20 protein-coding genes and 1 pseudogene are annotated in these 16,236 nt (G+C 66.3%); 6 read left to right on the plus strand and 15 right to left on the minus strand.

Features of this window, described 5'->3' with window-relative positions; translation table 11 throughout:
• Positions 1–299: 299 nt before the first annotated feature.
• Together B3Z70_RS12770 and B3Z70_RS12775 are read left to right on the plus strand one after the other, a co-directional pair.
• A complete protein-coding gene (locus B3Z70_RS12770; RefSeq protein ID WP_292020676.1) occupies positions 300–656 on the plus strand; it encodes a BLUF domain-containing protein in 357 nt (118 codons plus the stop codon).
• Between the two features lie 249 nt (positions 657–905).
• A complete protein-coding gene (locus B3Z70_RS12775) occupies positions 906–1,832 on the plus strand; it encodes a mechanosensitive ion channel family protein (RefSeq protein ID WP_292045707.1) in 927 nt (308 codons plus the stop codon).
• A 636-nt stretch (positions 1,833–2,468) separates the two neighbouring features.
• Here the strand turns inward: B3Z70_RS12775 and B3Z70_RS12780 are convergent.
• From B3Z70_RS12780 to B3Z70_RS12805, 6 genes are all read right to left on the minus strand, one after another.
• On the minus strand, positions 2,469–3,578 hold the full coding sequence (locus B3Z70_RS12780) for a YihY/virulence factor BrkB family protein (protein ID WP_292020671.1): 1,110 nt from the start codon (positions 3,576–3,578) through the stop codon (positions 2,469–2,471).
• A 531-nt stretch (positions 3,579–4,109) separates the two neighbouring features.
• Positions 4,110–4,310: a ComEA family DNA-binding protein gene (locus tag B3Z70_RS12785; protein ID WP_292020670.1), complete on the minus strand. Its 201-nt coding sequence runs from the start codon at positions 4,308–4,310 to the stop codon at positions 4,110–4,112.
• Entirely contained in the window at positions 4,307–4,783 is a 477-nt protein-coding gene (locus tag B3Z70_RS12790; protein WP_292020668.1) for a DUF2171 domain-containing protein, read from the minus strand. The genes B3Z70_RS12785 and B3Z70_RS12790 overlap by 4 nt, the downstream gene beginning before the upstream one ends.
• A gap of 76 nt (positions 4,784–4,859) precedes the next feature.
• Positions 4,860–5,618, minus strand: coding sequence for an alpha/beta hydrolase family protein (locus B3Z70_RS12795; RefSeq protein ID WP_292020666.1), 759 nt, complete (start codon positions 5,616–5,618; stop codon positions 4,860–4,862).
• Entirely contained in the window at positions 5,615–6,760 is a 1,146-nt protein-coding gene (locus tag B3Z70_RS12800; protein ID WP_292045708.1) for a DUF3182 family protein, read from the minus strand. Before B3Z70_RS12800 ends, B3Z70_RS12795 begins: the two co-directional genes overlap by 4 nt.
• A 517-nt stretch (positions 6,761–7,277) precedes the next feature.
• A complete protein-coding gene (locus B3Z70_RS12805) occupies positions 7,278–7,556 on the minus strand; it encodes a hypothetical protein (protein ID WP_292020664.1) in 279 nt (92 codons plus the stop codon).
• A gap of 852 nt (positions 7,557–8,408) precedes the next feature.
• Between B3Z70_RS12805 and B3Z70_RS12810 the strand changes: the two genes are divergently transcribed.
• Positions 8,409–8,792: a helix-turn-helix domain-containing protein gene (locus B3Z70_RS12810; protein ID WP_292020662.1), complete on the plus strand. Its 384-nt coding sequence runs from the start codon at positions 8,409–8,411 to the stop codon at positions 8,790–8,792.
• Between the two features lie 132 nt (positions 8,793–8,924).
• Here B3Z70_RS12810 and B3Z70_RS12815 read toward each other — a convergent pair whose 3' ends face one another.
• From B3Z70_RS12815 to B3Z70_RS12850, 9 genes and pseudogenes are all read right to left on the minus strand, one after another.
• A complete protein-coding gene (locus B3Z70_RS12815) occupies positions 8,925–9,227 on the minus strand; it encodes a hypothetical protein (protein ID WP_292020660.1) in 303 nt (100 codons plus the stop codon).
• Positions 9,228–9,265: 38 nt separating this feature from the next.
• Positions 9,266–9,550 (minus strand): hypothetical protein, encoded by a 285-nt coding sequence (locus B3Z70_RS12820; RefSeq protein ID WP_292020658.1) that lies wholly within the window; start codon positions 9,548–9,550, stop codon positions 9,266–9,268.
• Positions 9,551–9,801: 251 nt separating this feature from the next.
• The gene (locus B3Z70_RS12825; RefSeq protein ID WP_292020656.1) at positions 9,802–10,059 is read right to left on the minus strand and encodes a helix-turn-helix domain-containing protein; all 258 of its coding nucleotides are present in this window, start codon (positions 10,057–10,059) and stop codon (positions 9,802–9,804) included.
• Positions 10,034–10,471, minus strand: coding sequence for a hypothetical protein (locus B3Z70_RS12830; protein WP_292020654.1), 438 nt, complete (start codon positions 10,469–10,471; stop codon positions 10,034–10,036). The genes B3Z70_RS12825 and B3Z70_RS12830 overlap by 26 nt, the downstream gene beginning before the upstream one ends.
• 48 nt (positions 10,472–10,519) lie before the next feature.
• On the minus strand, positions 10,520–10,864 hold the full coding sequence (locus B3Z70_RS12835) for a hypothetical protein (protein ID WP_292020652.1): 345 nt from the start codon (positions 10,862–10,864) through the stop codon (positions 10,520–10,522).
• Positions 10,865–11,038: 174 nt separating this feature from the next.
• Positions 11,039–11,332, minus strand: coding sequence for a hypothetical protein (locus B3Z70_RS12840; protein ID WP_292020650.1), 294 nt, complete (start codon positions 11,330–11,332; stop codon positions 11,039–11,041).
• A gap of 88 nt (positions 11,333–11,420) precedes the next feature.
• A pseudogene (locus tag B3Z70_RS17255) lies at positions 11,421–11,561 on the minus strand (helix-turn-helix domain-containing protein); the annotation flags it as partial.
• A gap of 45 nt (positions 11,562–11,606) precedes the next feature.
• Positions 11,607–11,963: a helix-turn-helix domain-containing protein gene (locus B3Z70_RS12845; protein WP_292020648.1), complete on the minus strand. Its 357-nt coding sequence runs from the start codon at positions 11,961–11,963 to the stop codon at positions 11,607–11,609.
• 147 nt (positions 11,964–12,110) lie between these two features.
• Positions 12,111–12,302 (minus strand): hypothetical protein, encoded by a 192-nt coding sequence (locus tag B3Z70_RS12850; protein WP_292020646.1) that lies wholly within the window; start codon positions 12,300–12,302, stop codon positions 12,111–12,113.
• Positions 12,303–12,505: 203 nt separating this feature from the next.
• Here B3Z70_RS12850 and B3Z70_RS12855 point away from each other — a divergent pair, with 203 nt between their 5' ends.
• Genes B3Z70_RS12855 through B3Z70_RS12865 form a run of 3 tightly spaced genes read left to right on the plus strand, consistent with a single transcriptional unit; the run spans position 12,506 to position 16,225 of the window.
• Positions 12,506–13,495, plus strand: a complete 990-nt coding sequence (locus tag B3Z70_RS12855; protein WP_292020645.1) for an SDR family oxidoreductase — start codon at positions 12,506–12,508, stop codon at positions 13,493–13,495.
• Positions 13,492–15,339 (plus strand): glycoside hydrolase family 15 protein, encoded by a 1,848-nt coding sequence (locus B3Z70_RS12860; protein ID WP_292020643.1) that lies wholly within the window; start codon positions 13,492–13,494, stop codon positions 15,337–15,339. The genes B3Z70_RS12855 and B3Z70_RS12860 overlap by 4 nt, the downstream gene beginning before the upstream one ends.
• Positions 15,332–16,225 (plus strand): SDR family oxidoreductase, encoded by an 894-nt coding sequence (locus B3Z70_RS12865; RefSeq protein WP_292020640.1) that lies wholly within the window; start codon positions 15,332–15,334, stop codon positions 16,223–16,225. Before B3Z70_RS12860 ends, B3Z70_RS12865 begins: the two co-directional genes overlap by 8 nt.
• Positions 16,226–16,236: the final 11 nt, after the last annotated feature.

The following is a 16,236-nucleotide window of genomic DNA, read 5'->3' on the forward strand; positions in this document are numbered from 1 at the left end:
CTGAATGTCGATTGAACCTAGTCTAGGAAGGGATCAAAGGCGATGCACCGCCGGGGGATACGCTGAGCCAGAAATCGATAGTCTGACAAACAACTAGACAGCCCCAGCCCTTCCTCGGCGTCCTGCGCCCGAATGCCGAGACGCAGGCGCGCCGCGACGGAATGCGGCTGGACACGCTTGCAGACAGGGAACACTCCTTGCTCACCATGGGTTGACCCACAAACACTTGAAGCGAGAGCGACGATGATCGAGCAATGGGCGTACCGGAGTAAAGCCTGTCTCTCGATGGACTCCCTGTCGTGATCGCCGACATCCTTGCCGTGTCCGCTCGAAACAACCGCAGAGACCGGATCACGGGCGCGCTCGTCTATAGTAGCGGAAGCTTCTTTCAGGTGATCGAGGGCGAGGTGACAGATCTTGAGCGGTTGATGGGACGCCTGAGCCGCGACCCCCGGCAGACCGACATCAAAATCGTCCTCCGGCGCCCCGTGGACAAACGTCTGTTCGACGACTGGTCAATGACCGCTCCAAAGGTCACACCGGCGCGTCAAGACCAGATGTCGGACGCTGTCGAGATGAGCGACCGTGACGCGCAAACAGCGGTCGCCTTGCTTCATCGGCTGGCGGTCGAAGACGCCATTCACACGCCGATATAGACGACCCGCCCAAGCGCGTTTGTCCGGGGACTACAGTCGAAGCCTTGGCGAAGCGACATCGACGTCGCCCGATACATGGCGTCCGCCAACGGGCAGAGATCATCGGTAGAGCTTCAAGAGCGTCGGGTCGCTCGCGGCATGGGACACCCCGTCCAACGTCCCGACCGAGCAGACACCGACGTGGCATGCCTAAGCTTTGCAACGATGGTGGTCGCTGCGGCGTTGGATATCCCGCCCTCCGGAGATCTCATGACGACACCTGCTGCAGCCCCGCCCTCGTTCACCGACGCCGCGGAGCGTGCGCTTCAGGGCGACCCCGTGATGATCCGGGAGGTTTTGAGCGTCATCGGCGCGTTCAGCGTCCGCCTCCTGGCCGCCTTCCTCATCTTGGCGATCACCCTCTGGGCGGCCAAACGTCTGGCCAATGTCGCACGACGCGCCATTCAACGCGTGCCGCACCATCACCATCCCGGCGATACGACCCTCAGCGATTTCGTGGCCGGCGTCGTCCGCTATGTCGTCATCGCCGTCGGGTTGATCGCCGTGCTGCAACAGATCGGGATTCAGGCCACCTCCGTGCTGGCGGTGCTGGGCGCGGCGTCGCTCGCGATCGGCTTGGCGTTGCAGGGCGCGCTGAGCAATGTCGCGGCAGGGGTCATGATTTTGATGTTGAAGCCTTATCGTGTCGGAGATCGGGTCGAGATCAACGGCCGATCCGGAAAGGTGACCGACCTGGATCTCTTCAACACCACGGTCGTCGACTACGACGGCCTGACCCTTTTCTTCCCGAATGGAAAGATTTTCGGAGAACTGATCGTCAACGTCGATCAGTCCGACCGACGCCGCGTCGATATCACCTTCGGCGTTGATTATGATGACGATCTCGACGTCGCGCTGACGCTTCTTCTTTCCTGCGCCAAGGCGGACGCCAGAATCTTCGAAACGCCCGCGCCTTGGGCGCGGGTCACCGGCTTGGCCGACAGCGCCGTTAATGTGACGCTTCGCTGTTGGACGACTCCGGGCGACTGGCAGGACGCCAAATGCGATCTTATCAAGGTGGTCAAGGAACGGTTCGAAGCCGAGGGCCTGAGTTTTCCCTATCCTCATCAGGTCACGGTCGAGCGAGACCCTCTCTCCCGCACGCCGGCGTTGCAGGGCAGCGCCGAAGTATCCTGATCATGGCCTATTGACCGAATGCGACAAGCGCTTCGTCCTCAATGATTAGGACACGACCTGCTGGACGTCTCCACCGACACCCACGCCGCAGTACGACAGGCGGTCCGCCATCCCGCCGCTCCGCTGAGAGTTCTGAACAATAGGACTGATCAACAGCGCCCTCGTCGCGGCCATAACGCCGCGAGACCGACGCTCTTGCGCTCGCGTCGTCGCCCCCAAGCCCTTCGAAGGGATCGGTTGGGTCCGGAAGCGCTACATATCCGCCTCGGCAAGCCTCAGACCGTCTCTTCGGTCGAGGACGCTTGATCCTAAGACTTGCGATCGCCTCCGAGGCGAGGACAGAGGCGTGGCCTTGCTCGGTCAGCGCGATGGATCGACCCGCCGCGCGGCGATCGGCGTGACCAAGACCGCCACGCGCATCTGGAACGAACGCTTCCAAAAGACGGTGATTCGGCGACGTGCCGGTCCATCGGGATGAGGAGGGCCATCTGATCGTGGCCGACCCTACCGGGAGACAGACCAGGGTGGGCGAGCGCATCGTCTGGAGCGGCCACTCCGGGCCGCGTGCGGCTCGGACCCGGTCGTCGCCGTCTGCGAAACCAAAAGCCCGGTCCGGTTCGAGGCGCGCCGGGCGTCCTAGGCGGAGGCCCCCACCGTATCGGCCATGACCGCGCCCCTTGCGCCGAGCGGTCGAGGCGCCCCGGTTGTGGTGTCGCGGGTCGTCTGGTGTTCGATCTCGGCGTTGAGTTCAGCCCCCATCAGGAAGACCATGCTGGACAACCAGGTCCAGGTCATGAACCCGACCGCCGCACCGAGGGCGCCGTAAGACTCGTCGTAGTTTCCGAAGTTCGAGACATAGACGGTGAAGGCGGCGGACATGGCCACCCATGCGACGGCGGCGAGCGCGCTGCCCCAACTGATCCAGCGCCAGCGAGCCCGACTGCGGCTGGGCCCGAACCGATAAAGCAGCGCCGTTCCGACGATGACGCCGGCGAAGAGGATCAGCCAGTAAAGGCCGGTCCACACCGCGCCCGCCGCAAGGCCATAGCGCTCGCCGACACCTGCCCCGATCGCGCCCAGGCCGATCGCAAGAAGGGCGAAAACGATCAAGCCGAAGGTGAAGGCCAACGGCACGAGGGTCTTGACGACAAGGCCGCGCGCCTCGGTTTCCTCATAGGCGATGTTCAGCCCGGTGATCACCGCCTTCATCGCCTTGTTGGCGCTCCACAAGGCGGTCACGAGACCCAGGACGAACGTCAAGGACAGGCCGCCGCCGCCGGCGGCGGCGACCTTGATCATCTGGTCGCCGATCAGGCTGATTGCGCCGGCCGGCAGAACGCCGGACAGCGCCTCCACATGGGTCCGGGCCTCGCCAACATCGGCGAACAGCCCGTAGAGGGCTGCGAAAGCGGTGACGCCCGGAAAGAGGGCCAGCAAGGCGTAGAAGGTGCAACCGGCCGCGATCAAGGCGATCTGATCGTCGTTGAACTCCTTGGAGGTCCGCACCAGAATATCCTTCCAGCCGCGCGCGGGGATCTCGGCCGGGCGGTCGGCGTCGCGTCCCCGATCGGCCTGATCGGCCTCTTGCAGATTGATTGGCGAAGTCTTGTCCTGCGCCGGACCGGTCGGCGAGGTTGATCGTCCCGCTGCGGCGGCGCCGCGGAGACGGGGTGCAACGCCCCTTAAGAGCTCCGCAGCGGCGGCGCCGGCGATGAAACTCGCGGCCAGTTGAACGAGACGGCGCATCAAATCCCTTCCGTGGTGCGCAAACCCAATGTGGTCCTGGGGCAACCGTTCCCTCGACGCGGCGAAGAGCGACATCGAGACGTTAAATTCGGGCGGCCAGGTCGGCGAACCTCAAACCGGCTGGCGCGCCGCGAAGACCCCCCACAGCCATCGTGGCGCGACAAGCGGAACTTCGGAGGCCCGCCTGTTTGGCCCGCGGCAGCCCGACCAACGCGCAGCCGGTCTGGCCCATGAGCGCAGCCTGCGCAGGTTTTCGCTAAGAGCTCGTCCATCGGCGTGCTCCGACTCAGCGCTTCAGCTCTCAGCAGCGTCGCTTCGCGCGCGACGCCCCCGAATTCCGACCAACGTCTGACGCCTGAAGCCAGCGCATGGCCCCATCGCCGATCGCCAAGCGCGCCTTGTGCCGCCATCGATCACTCTCGCCGGGGCCCCGGACGTCTACTCCGATCCTGGATGGCATGCGGCGCATCAGCGATGTCGGAGAGACTGGCTTCGCGCCTTTCAGACAGAGAGGCCGCCGAGTACCGGCGGCTAGGTTGCTCGTGCAGCATTGACCGAAACGTGCGCCTCGACACCATCGGTCTTGCCCGCCAAACCAGGGACTTCATCCAACTGGCGGATGCTGGTGAACCGACCTCGGTCCTCACGATAGCGGACGATCTCGAAGCCGTGGCCTCGCAAAACATCGACGCTGTCCAAAGCGTCGGCGGTCGCGGTGTTGAGGTCGATCATTGTTGGTCTCCCTTCGTCACGCCAGCCGGGCGGTGTCCAAGCGCGAAATCGATCGCCTCAATGTCGACCTTCAGCTTGACCAGATCGCGAAGGCGTTCGTGATCCCCGGACTGCGCCGCCGCGATCGCCGTGGGCCAAACCTCCGCCTTCAGTCGGTCGCGAACCGCCAGAAGCTGGGCGGCGACGACGCCGCTGTCCGGGGTCGCCGACGCGATGTCCGGCTCGGCGATCATCTCGCCATCCCCTTGTTCGGTGAGCACAGCGTTTGCGGCGTCTGTGAAATCAGGACGCTGATCGCCCTCGAGGTCGCCGACCAGACCTGCGGCAGGGCCGGGGGAGTGATCGCCGGGCGATCCGCTCTCGGCCTCGGCGGGCTTGATGCGATCATCTTGAACCTTGTCGATGCCGCCGGGGTGGACGCCATCGGCCCCAATTACGTCCATGGGCTCCCTCAGTCTCGAAAGGTCGGTCACGGCAGGTCTCCTTCGTATACCGCCCACCAACGAGACCCCGCGAGCGAAGTTCCCCGTCCGAGGGCTGGCGGCATCCTCAGCGATAGGACCGGCGACTCGCGCGCACCATTTCCTCCACCCAGTTGATCAACAGGGTGGCGTACAGCCGCTGATCGGCGGGGTCCCGCATCGCGTGGGTGGCCTCGGGTATGATCCTGTGGCTGAAGGAATTCACGTCCTTGAAGGCGGCTTGGTAGGACGCGATCACCTCTGGCGGAATACGATCATCCCTGCCCGACTGTACGATCAGGACATCGCCCTGGAACGCCGCGCAGGCCGCGAGCGCCCTGTCTTCCTCCGGCGTCCGGCGCTGTCGCCTGTAGGCGCGCACCGCCGCCTTATCGAGTTTGGCCTTGGGCACGTCCCAGTGCTGATCCGGATAGAGGGCCGGGACACGCAGCGCCAACCAACGCACCGCCCTCGTCTTCGTCAGCAGAGCCGACAGATAGCCCCCGTAGCTTGTGCCGATCACGCCGATCGCGCCAGGATCGATGAGCGGCTGCGACGCCAGATAATCATAGGCCGCCGTCACGTCGTCCAGACCGTTCTGCCGAGTAACCTCGTCCCGGTTCGCATCGCTGTCGGCATGGCCCCGAAGGTCGAATGTGAAACAGATGCAGCCCAGGCGCGCGAGATTCTCGGCGAGGCCGAGGTCTTCGTCTTGGTCGCCGCCCCATCCGTGGACGAACAGAAACCCGGGTACGGGGGCTTCGGGCGTCAGGAGGGTGCCCGTCAACCGCTGCCCGTCGACCGACAAACGAACCCGCCCCTCATCGACCTCTTCAGGCGCGATCACGCTGTCCTCGTCACATATTTCGTCATCGGCCCGACCTTTGGATCGACCCCCCGGAAATAAATCACATCGTCCGGGCCGACCTCTTCGAGGCCATAGATCTCCACCGTTGCGGTTTCGACCGCCGTGAGTTCCGGGGACGCCGCGAAGGCTTCGAGGGCGGCGATCTCGGCGCCGGTCGCGCCGCCGACACGCCAGGACTGTTCCAGCACGCCGACGCGCCTGCGGCCTCGCGCATCCTTGCCGGCGAGGACGTCGTAGTTCCGCCGGGTCAGGATCAGATCCGGATAGGCGCGCTGGGCCGCATCGTCGAACACGGCCGCGCAACGCACCGCTTCGACCGCCTCGCGCGACAATCCGAGGTGGGTCAGGCGGTCGAGATCGCCTCTGACGCATTTGAGCCTGGAGCCGCCGTAAACCTCTCGGCCCCTGTGGTCCGTCGTTTCCCGTTGGTCGCCGACGTAGCTGATGCGCAATCCGCCGACTGACAGGGTTCCGACGCTGTAGGTCTCCACGCCGACCAGATTCTCCTCGAGCACGACGCCGAAGGCGCCGATCTGCGCCTCGTCCTGTTCGGCGATCACAGAGGCAAGCGCCTGCGGCGTCTCGACGACCGTCTGGCCCAGACCAGCCTTGGCCAGCACATCCTTCACGCGGACCGGTCCGGTCTCCAGAAGCCGCCGACCGGCTTCAATTGCGTCCGCGACGGTGAAGGCGGTGTAGCCTTCCAGAGCCGCATCGCCCAGGCGGTCGACCATGGCGGTGGACCAGCCCGCCGGGCAGGCCGCGTCCCGGTCGATCAAACCATGCGTGATCGCCTTGGTGGCGATAAACCGAAGGGGAACCTTGCCGCCTAGCAGATTGGCTGGCGTGAAGGTGGTCCGTGACGCCATGTCCTCCCCGATCAAGGTGTCGCGTGGAACCAGAAGGACGTCGGGGCCGATGTCTTCGGCCTCCGACACGAGGTCGACGACAGGGAGCCGCAGAAGGGCCGCGAGGCGAGAGACGAGCATCTGTCTCGACGCCTGATCGTGCAGGTTCCCCGGATGGTGCCCATCCGGATCGAAGAGCGCGATGGCCGCAAGCGCCGCCGCATTCGTGAAGGAGGGCATCGGGGCGATGCCGCGAGGATCGACGGAGGTCATGGCGGTCGGCGCTCCCTGTCGGAGGTCAACCCGAACAGGGCTCAAGAGTTCAGAGCGACCACGCATTCTTTTTTGTGGACGCCGAGAACGATCGTCGTGCGGAGGCACGCGACCGGGAAGTCGCTCTAGCGGCCGACGGCAGACGGACGGGCGGGGATCGATCATCGACATGGCGCCGGTGGCGAGTGACGCTTCGGGACGTTCGACATCGATGTCGCTGCCGCCACGCCGCGCGAGTTACCGATCGACACCGCCCTCCCGAGCGGCGGTTCGCTGGCAGGGGGGAACCTGACCAAGCGAAAGCGGCAGCGGTGGTTCGGTCGCCCGTCGAGCGGCTAGAGAAAGCGCTCTCGGTGAGTCAGGATTTTCAGCAGGCTGTCAGCGCCGATTAGGATGTGGGCGAGGAACGTCATGATAAACCGACATGGGATCTGGCTCGCCGTTTCGCCATATTTTGTCGGCGGCTATTTTGGGCGTTGACCGTTGGCCCGCCCTCTTGTGAAGGCGGGCCTGCGGGTTAATCTTCTATCGGTAGCTCTGGACCGTGCGCGCCGCAGGTGAAGATCGGCGTCGTGTCGTAATAGCCCGACGGGACATACGCGCGCAGCACGTAACGGTTGGCGCCCCACCCGCCGCATCCTCGATCCGACACCTCGCCGAGGTACTCGGTCTTCGCGGCGTCGGCGTAATAGACATAGTGATAACCGGTCAGATCGATCTGAGCAGAGGCCGTGGTCACGCCGGCGGCGGCGACCAGACCGGCGCCGATCACCATGGCTTTAACGCGGATTTTCATCGTGTTTGCTCCCATGTGCGCACCCATCGCACGCAGCGACCACGCACACCTTCGAAACACGACAAGCAACTCACGAGTGCGTCAATAATCACGTATCGGTTGCGCCCTTCAGCGAAGCCGCAGGCCGTGACGGGTGGAAAGAGGCCCGAGACATGAAGCCTGGGAGTGGCGACAGTCTAAAGGTCGAGGCCGCAGATTTGATCGATGTCCGGATACGGGCATTGCCAAGAGCCATCGTTGTAGTCGCAGCCGAAGTTGCGCATGCAACGCTCACATTCCGGACTGTCGTTGTAGGCCGACTACTTCGCCCTGAGGGTTGGTGCGGACGCGCTCCGAACCGCTGACGGAGTGAATCCGATCATCAGCGAGGCGGACGTTAAAGCGATTGCGGATTTCAGCCCGGACTCTCCCCCTGTCCGGTAGGGACCAGGTCAAGGTGAGCCCCCCTGCGGACGCCTCAACACAACGCTGCGTGTGACGGAGCGGAGGCTTCGCGCGTTTCCGCGAAGAAAGGCGATGGCCCGATTGGGTCTGCCGGGGAGCGCCTCGGCCCGCTTCGGTCCCCAGGGATAGCACGGGCCGCCATTCATGGCCGTCGCGATAAGGATTCGATCCCGCGTCGCCATTCTCGCCAAGCCTTCGTGTGGGCGCGGCTTCAGCCTCGGGAAGCGACTGGCGCACCGCCGAACCCCAGACGTCGTACGGCGCCACAAGATCCCCGGCCGAGCCTCGCCCTTGGCGCTGTCTCGTTCTCGCGATCCTTGCGGCGCGCGGGCGTCCAGCGGGGTCGCACATTTGCCTGTTGCAGTTCTGGGTTGCATAATGACGCCCCTTCAACCCACGGAGTGTATCATGGCCCGGATCGCTGCAGCCCCTCACCCGGTCGATAAGGCGGTGGGCGCACGCGTCACGACACGCCGGCTTGCCCTCGGCCGCACGCAAAACGATCTCGCGCGCGCGATAGGCGTGAGTTTCCAGCAGATCCAGAAATACGAGAACGGAGCCAATCGCATCTCAACGTCCAGGCTCTGGGAGATCGCCTCGGCCTTGGACGCGCCCATGACCTTCTTCTTCGAGGATTTGGCGGCCGTCGCAGCGTCCCGCGTCGCGCCGGTCGCCATGACGGCTTGGGGACGCGACCTCATGGCGCTGGAACCCGGCCTCACCGCCGCCAAACGCAAGCTGGTCCTGACCATGGCTCAGCAGTTGGCCGATCGGGACGCCGTCGCGGTTTAGGCCGCCCTGCCGATCGGCGCATGCCGCGTCGACGCGCGCGCGTTAGCGGGCAAAAGCGATCCGCCAGCGGCGAACGAGCGGGCCGACGCTTGCCTGCCGCCCCGCGCGGCTCCGCGGCGCGACGGACGGCTCTCAGGCGGAGACGGTCACCGCCAGACGACGGATATGGTCGATCATCGGCTGGAGCGTCCGCTCCAGCGGATCGTCGATGGCGAGCGCCGTATTATACTGCCACTCCCGGATCGCTTCGAGGACGCGCACGGGATCGACGACCTCGCGGCGCCCGAGTTGAGGCCGCGCCACCGGTTCGTCGAACCCGGGATAGCGCGCCCGGAACGCCCGCTCGTTCGCGGCGTGAAGCGCCCATGCAAGCCCCTCCGGCGTCAGCCCCTTTTCTAGAACGGCGGGATGGTCTCGCGCATATCCGGCGATCAAGCTGAAGGACTCGTCATCGAGAAGCGATACGGACATCGCTAAGCGGAAGGCCTCATTGCGACGTCGGCTTGCCGACCGATCCAGGCGATCACCCGTTCGACCGCCGCCACGTCCAGGCCATCGGACCGTCCGCCGTGGCGAAGATCCGCCAGAGCGGCCTCGAGCACGATCCCGGCGTCCTGCGGACCGAGCGGATAATGGTTGAGGATCAACAGCTCAAGTTGCTCGATATGGTCTTCATCGTCCCCCTCCACGGCGGAGCGGCATGCCTGAAAGGCGGCGTCAATCGTCTGAACATTTGCGACCACAATCTTCCCCTCCAAGAATTCTCACCCGTCTTTACGCAATTCGAGGTTGCGTTCAACAGGGCTAATCTCCTCTTCCCGGGCGAGCGCGGACAATCGCGTAAGCCGTCACGGCAAACGGGCGCGCAACGTTTAAAGCCACGCTTCCTAGGGCTGGCGAAAGAGGTCGCCTTAGAGCCGACAGCCGCCCTCCACGTAGAGCGCCGTGAAACGCACAACCCTGCGCTGCGCGCTACGCTGCGTCGAACCGGACCGGCTCGGGGCGGATCTCACGCCCGGCCAATCACCCCGGTCGGCGAGGGCGGCAGCAGGTCGGAGAGATCCGTCTTCAGGGCGAGAGACAGCCGCCAGAGCGTCGCCACATAGACCTTGGCCTCTCCAGCTTCGATCGCCGCAAGCTCGCGCAAGGTCAGAGCGCCCGCGTCAGCCACCGCCGCAAGATCCAGGCCCAGGCCTATCCGGCGCGCCAGCAACCGTCCGCCGATATAGCGATCCGTGGCGTCAACGGGCTCCCGCGTCGGGATCATGGCGTCCAAGCCCTGGCCACAGGCCGGCGAAGAGAGCGCACAGCAGGGCGGCGAACAGCACATAGGAGCCGATGACATAGGCCCGTCCCAGGACCTCCGGATTGAGCGCGAAGCTCACATGGGTGATGGTCTGGGCGAGCTGAAAGGCGGCCGCCCAGATCAACCAGGCGGCCGGCGACCGCCAGGCGAGGCCGAGCAGCAACGCCAGATAGGCGGCGTCCACGCCCATGATGATCCACTGGGCGGCCTCGAGATGCGCGCGGTCCTGAACCAGTGCGCTCAGCACGGAACCCAGGACCATGCCGCCCGCGGCGAGGCGCGACGACGGCCCGCCCCGCCACAACGCCAGCACCAGGCACGCGACCATCGCCACCGTGAGGGTGATCTGCAGCGGGGTGTGAAGCTGTTCCATGGCCCATCCTTGCGGGCCGTGCGGTTGGAGGCAAGCCGCCGCTCGACATCAGGCGACCGCGGACAGATGACCTGTCGCAGCCGGCCGGTCGGCCGCCGGTTTCCCGGTCAAAGGCCCCATGAGACGGGTCTCGCGGCCGATCAGGGCGGGCGCCGCCTGTTCGAGCGCATTGTGGGCCGCGACCAGCCGGGCGCGCGCTTCGCCGAACGCGCGGATCGCCTCGGTGGTCTCGGAGACGGCGTCCGCCGCGAGAACGGCGGAAAGCCGGTGATCGAGCCGTGTCTCGGCCATAAGGCTGATCAGGGCGCTCGCGGCCATCAGGCCTTGATCGGCCTGGTCCTCCGCCTTGAACAGCGCATTGGCGATCGCCTGGGCCATTTCGCGTCTTTGCATCGTCCGCTCCTTCGCCTGCCGACCTTGTCTCGCAGGACGTTCGTTGATGGGCGGAAACGGAGACCTATCGGCCAGCCAGCAGATGATCGAGCGCCTGGACCGCCAGCTGAAGCTGAACGGCGCCGCCGAGCAAGGCGGCCAGCACAGCCATGGCGATGGCGGCGATCACGGGGATCATCGCCAATTTCCGGAGACGGCCTCCCGCCGCCGGGGCGGCGCGGGCGGTCGATCGTTCTCGCTGGGCAGAACGAGCGCGATGCAGAGTATCTCGCGCATCACGTCGAGCGGCGAAAGATACGGCTGCAGTCTCCGTGTGAGATCCAGCAGCTTGCGCGCCGTCTCCCACTCCTCGGTCGTCACCGTCAACGCCTCGAAAATCACCTCCAGCTCCCCCCAGGTGATGGAGGGCAGAGGGCGTCCCGAGTGCGGCATCAAGGTCTCCTTTCCGGAGACGAAGAGAGGCGACATCGGGATTTTCCGGCAGAGGGAGCGGCGCCTCTACGGAACCGTGCCGTAGATCGCCGGCGACCAGGACGGCCTCCAACAACCGCGCCGCCTCGCGCCGGCTGCCGACGCCGAACTTGCGGCAGGCGTTCTCAATATGTTTGTCGACCGTCTTGGCGGAGCGCCCCAACTCGAGCGCGATCTCCTTGGACTGGAAGCCGTCGCGCACACGCGTCAGACAGGCGATTTCCATCGTCGTCAGTCGGACCTTCGGCGGTTCGGGGAAATCGGCCCGCGGCTAGACGGCGTCAAGCGCCTTGGCCATGGCGAGCAGCCCGTCTCGATGACGCGGCGACCGGATCGCGCAATAGGCTTCCAGGAGCTGGACCGCGCCCGGCGTGTCCAACAGACCGGCGGCGATAGGCCCTGCGTCGTCGGCGCGGCTCAAAAGGGCGGCAGGGGGACTGTGCAAGGTTTCCGAGATCCGAACGAGGCGGGAGGCCGAGATGCGGTTGGTCCCTTTCTCGTATTTCTGAACCTGCTGGAAGGTCACGCCGATCGCCGAAGCGAGGGCCTGCTGGGTCAACCCCAGCGCCTCGCGCCGCTGTTTGACGCGTGCGCCGATCTCGACGTCGATAGGGTCCAGGTCCGCCATGTGTTCCTCTTCAGCCGCCGCACAATGACCCCGACGACCGCCCGACGCAACGCTGAAGCTTTCCGACGCTCCAGACCCGCGCCCGCTGACCGTTGATCGGGTGAGGATCAACAAGACCATGAGGCTGTCTGGAGTGAGCGACCTGCGTCATAAGGCTTCGGTGTCTGCCAGCGCCCGCGTCGATCGGCCCGTCTCGACGCCGACGAACATGACAATGACCCCCGATATCGCTTCCGCGATCAAATCCAGTTCGAGCGATGGGAAAAGACGGTTCGGTGAGGACGTCGCGTCCTTGCGCCAGACGAGCGTCAGGTCGCGCTGTTCCAATCCGGGCGGCAAGATTGGCGGCTTCCGAAGAGGCATCCTCGGCGGCCCGTGAACGGGACTGCGGTGATCAGGCCGAAGGTCCGTCGCATCACGCTGTTGCGCCGCCTTAGCGGCGGCCTCGCACGTCGCAACCTTCCGGGAGGCGTGTCGTTGTCAGACCCTCCCCAGCGGCCTCGACCGCTATCACCCGCCGCTTTCGCAAGAAGAGGGATCGGATGCCGGTCATTGTCGTCACGGGCGCGAGCGCCGGCATAGGTCTGGCGATCGCTGACCGCTTCGGCCGCGCGGGATGGCAGGTCGTTATCATCGCCCGGCAGGCCGAGCGTCTGGCGGCGGCCGTCGACCTGCTTACACGCTCGGGCGGCCGCGCCATCGGCATGGCCGGCGACGTCTCCGATCCCGAATTCGTCGAGCGGGCCGGACAGAACATCGTGGACGCCTTTGGCGGGATCGATGCGTGGGTCAACAACGCGATGTCGACCGTGGTCGGCCGCGACACGGACCTGACGGACGCCGACTACCGCCGCGTCGGCGAAACCACCTATCTGTCGCAGGTCTACGGGACACGGGCGGCGCTCCGGGCGATGCGGCTCGTCGACCGCGGCGCCATCGTCCAGATCTCGTCCGGCCTGGCGCTGCGTCCCGCACCGCTGCAGGCTCCCTATTGCGCGGCCAAGGCGGCGGTCGACGGCTTCACCGAGTCGCTGCGCGCCGAACTGATCGCCGACGGCTCCAGGATCACGCTCAGCACTGTCTATCTCCCCGCCGTCAATACCCCCCAACCGCTGTGGTCGCGCAACCGCACCGACAGGGCGCAAGTCATCCCCGACCCGCTGTTCGATCCCCGTCTGTGCGCCGAGGCGGTGTGGTCGGCCGTCCAACGGCCGGTCCGCAAGATTTACGTCGGGCGCTCGACCTGGCTGATGGGTCTGGCGCAGACGCTCTCGCCTGGACTGGCCGATCGCAAGGCCGCCGGGATGGTTGCGGCGCAACAGGGCGACCCTCAGCTCCCGCGCCTCGGCAACCTGGACCAGCCGGAAGACGGCCCGGCGGCGATCGACGGGCCGGATGTCGACCGGGTCGTTCGGCCGCTGGTCGGCTTTGTGTCGAGCCGTCAGACCGCCATCGCCAAGGCCGCCGCCTTCGGCGCCTTGGTCGTCGCATCGATGGCGGCCGGCTTTGCGCTGGGATCGAAGCGCGGATGAGCGCGGCAGGTTTCACCCCTCAGCCTGCGGCCGCCTCGACCGATCTTCGGCGGGACGGCCACGCGCCGCTGGAGAACTACGGCGTGCTCGGCGAGGGCCGGACGGTGGCCCTCTCGGCGCTGGATGGGGGCATCGACTGGTGGTGCGTGCCCGCCCTGGATGCGCCGCCCTTGTTCGATCGCCTGCTCGATCCCGACGGCGGCCGGTTCTCTCTCACGCCCGAGAACGCCTTTACCGCCACCCGCCGCTACCGTCCCGACAGCAATGTCTTGGAGACGGAATTCGTGACCGCGACGGGACGCGCCCGGCTCACCGAAAGCCTGAACAGCGGCACTGCCGGCCGGCTGCCGTGGTGCGAGCTGGCGCGTCGGATCGACGGCCTAGAAGGCGAGGTCACCTTCGCCCTGGAGATGCGCCCCGGCCGTCGCGGGGACACGGCCAATCCCTATCATTCGAAGATAGGCGACCACACGGTCTTCCATGTCGAGCGAGTGCTCGGCCTCTTCGTCCATGATCCTCGCATCATCTGCGACTGGTCCGACGAGGGGATCGTCGGCGCGATCCGGGTCGCCGCCGGCGAGCGCCGCACCGTCGCCATCGTCGCTGGGCGCGATGAACCTCTCGTGGCGCCGTCCATCGACGAGATCGACGCGCGCATCGACGTATCGGATCAGGAGTGGCGGGACTGGGCGGCGCGATTGAACTGCCCCGGTCTGTATCGCGACGACTTCGTTCGCAGCGCCCTGGCGCTGAAGCTGCTGCTCTTTTCCCCGTCGGGCGCCATCGCGGCGGCCGCCACCACCTCCCTGCCCGAACGTCTGGGCGGCGAAAAGAACTGGGACTACCGCTACGCCTGGGTGCGCGACGCCGGCTATACGATCGAGGCCTTCCTGGCGGCGGGCGCCCAGGCCGAGGCCAAGGCCGCCTTCAGCTGGCTGCTGATGCAGGTGCGACAGCATCAGGCCCGGGTCTGCTATAGTCTGGACGGCGGCCCGGTCCCCGAGGAGACCCGGTGGGACATGCCAGGCTACCGGGGATCGCGCCCCGTCGTCACCGGCAATCGCGCCGCCGAACAGACGCAGCACGGCGTGTTCGGCGACATCTTCGAGACGGCGTCGCGTTTCGTCGGCTGCGGCAACATCCTCGACAGCGCCAGCGCCCAGCAGCTGTCCGAACTGGCGGACCAGTGCGCGGACGCCTGGCGTCAGCCGGACGCCGGCATGTGGGAGCTGGAGGACCAGCAGCACTACACCATGTCCAAGATCAGCTGCTGGCAAGCCCTGGCCCGCGCGGCGGAACTGGCCGACGCCGGACAGCTGCCGACAACCTGCCGGGACCGCTGGCGCCGGGAGCGCGATCGGATTTTCGACTGGGTCGAGACCCACTGCTGGTCCGACAGCCTCCAGGCCTTCGTCATGTATCCGGGCAGCGACAAGCTGGACGCCGCCCTCGCCCTGGCTGTGCGGTTCCGCTTCGACGGCGAGGACCGGCTTCGCGCGACCCTTGAGGCGTTGGACCGTCATCTCGGCGCCGGCGTCTTTCACTATCGCTACACCGGCATGAAGGACGAAGAGGGCTGTTTCATCGCCTGCTCGTTCTGGATCGCCGAGGCCTGGGCCCGGTTGGGCGAGCCGGAAAAGGCGCGGGCGCGCATCGACGGCCTACGCGACGCCCTGGGCGGGCGTTGGGGCATGCTCACCGAAATGATCGACCCAAACAGCGGCGCCTACCTCGGCAACATGCCGCAGGGCCTCAGCCACCTCGCCCATCTGACCGCCCTGACCGCCGTCGGACAGGCGCAGACCTCTTCCCCCCAGCCCGAAACGGAGACGTTCCATGACTGACCGCCTGACCCTGCAGGACCCGCGCGAGCAATATCCGAAGCCGCCCTTCCCGCGCCAGCCCCAGCCCATCCCCGGCGAGGCTCGCGAGATGGACCCCAAGCCGGATCATGGCGAGACCAGCTACCAGGGGGCCGGCAAGCTTAAAGGCCGCAAGGCGCTGATCACCGGGGCCGACAGCGGCATCGGCCGGGCGACGGCCATCGCCTACGCCCGCGAGGGCGCCGACGTCGCCCTGTCCTATCTGCCCTCGGAGAAGAGGGACGCCGCCGAGGTGATCGCTCTGATCGAGGCCGAAGGGCGCAAGGCCGTCGATCTCCCGGGCGACATCACCGACGAAGCCTGGTGTCGGCAAATGGTCGAACAGGCCGTGTCGGACCTGGGGGGCCTGGACATCCTGGTCATCAACGCCGGGCGTCAGCAGTATCGCGAAGACATCTCCCAGGTGACGTCGGAAGACTTCGACAAGACGTTGAAGACCAACCTCTACGCCATGCACTGGATCGCCCAAGCGGCCGTACCCCACCTGCCGGCGGGCGGCGCCGTCATCACCACCGCCTCGATCCAGGCCTATGAGCCCTCGGCCATCCTGCTCGACTACGCCACGACCAAGGCGGGGATCGTCGCCTACACCAAGGCGCTCGCCGCCCAGCTGATCGAAAAGGGCGTACGGGCCAATGTGGTGGCGCCGGGTCCGTTCTGGACGCCGCTGCAGTCCTCCGGCGGGCAGCCGCAGGAGGCGGTGATGAAGTTCGGCGAACAGGTGCCGCTGGGCCGTCCCGGCCAGCCCGTCGAGATCGCCCCCGTCTATGTGCTGCTGGCCTCGCAGGAAGGCAGCTACATCACGGGCGAAGTGTTCGGCGTCACCGGCGGCAAGGGCGTCGCCTGACGAGAACCACC

Source organism: Brevundimonas sp. UBA6550 (genome assembly GCF_002434505.1).
In the GTDB taxonomy this organism is placed as follows: domain Bacteria; phylum Pseudomonadota; class Alphaproteobacteria; order Caulobacterales; family Caulobacteraceae; genus Brevundimonas.

Excerpts from the sequence above, each read along its gene's own strand:
- B3Z70_RS12785 (WP_292020670.1), bottom strand. The coding sequence starts at position 4,310 with ATGATCGACCTCAACACCGCGACCGCCGACGCTTTGGACAGCGTCGAT.
- B3Z70_RS12810 (WP_292020662.1), top strand. The coding sequence starts at position 8,409 with ATGGCCCGGATCGCTGCAGCCCCTCACCCGGTCGATAAGGCGGTGGGC.
- B3Z70_RS12865 (WP_292020640.1), top strand. The coding sequence starts at position 15,332 with ATGACTGACCGCCTGACCCTGCAGGACCCGCGCGAGCAATATCCGAAG.
- B3Z70_RS12830 (WP_292020654.1), bottom strand. The coding sequence starts at position 10,471 with ATGGAACAGCTTCACACCCCGCTGCAGATCACCCTCACGGTGGCGATG.
- B3Z70_RS12860 (WP_292020643.1), top strand. The coding sequence starts at position 13,492 with ATGAGCGCGGCAGGTTTCACCCCTCAGCCTGCGGCCGCCTCGACCGAT.
- B3Z70_RS12800 (WP_292045708.1), bottom strand. The coding sequence starts at position 6,760 with ATGACCTCCGTCGATCCTCGCGGCATCGCCCCGATGCCCTCCTTCACG.
- B3Z70_RS12780 (WP_292020671.1), bottom strand. The coding sequence starts at position 3,578 with ATGCGCCGTCTCGTTCAACTGGCCGCGAGTTTCATCGCCGGCGCCGCC.
- B3Z70_RS12845 (WP_292020648.1), bottom strand. The coding sequence starts at position 11,963 with ATGGCGGACCTGGACCCTATCGACGTCGAGATCGGCGCACGCGTCAAA.
- B3Z70_RS12805 (WP_292020664.1), bottom strand. The coding sequence starts at position 7,556 with ATGAAAATCCGCGTTAAAGCCATGGTGATCGGCGCCGGTCTGGTCGCC.
- B3Z70_RS12855 (WP_292020645.1), top strand. The coding sequence starts at position 12,506 with ATGCCGGTCATTGTCGTCACGGGCGCGAGCGCCGGCATAGGTCTGGCG.
- B3Z70_RS12825 (WP_292020656.1), bottom strand. The coding sequence starts at position 10,059 with ATGATCCCGACGCGGGAGCCCGTTGACGCCACGGATCGCTATATCGGC.
- B3Z70_RS12835 (WP_292020652.1), bottom strand. The coding sequence starts at position 10,864 with ATGCAAAGACGCGAAATGGCCCAGGCGATCGCCAATGCGCTGTTCAAG.
- B3Z70_RS12775 (WP_292045707.1), top strand. The coding sequence starts at position 906 with ATGACGACACCTGCTGCAGCCCCGCCCTCGTTCACCGACGCCGCGGAG.
- B3Z70_RS12840 (WP_292020650.1), bottom strand. The coding sequence starts at position 11,332 with ATGTCGCCTCTCTTCGTCTCCGGAAAGGAGACCTTGATGCCGCACTCG.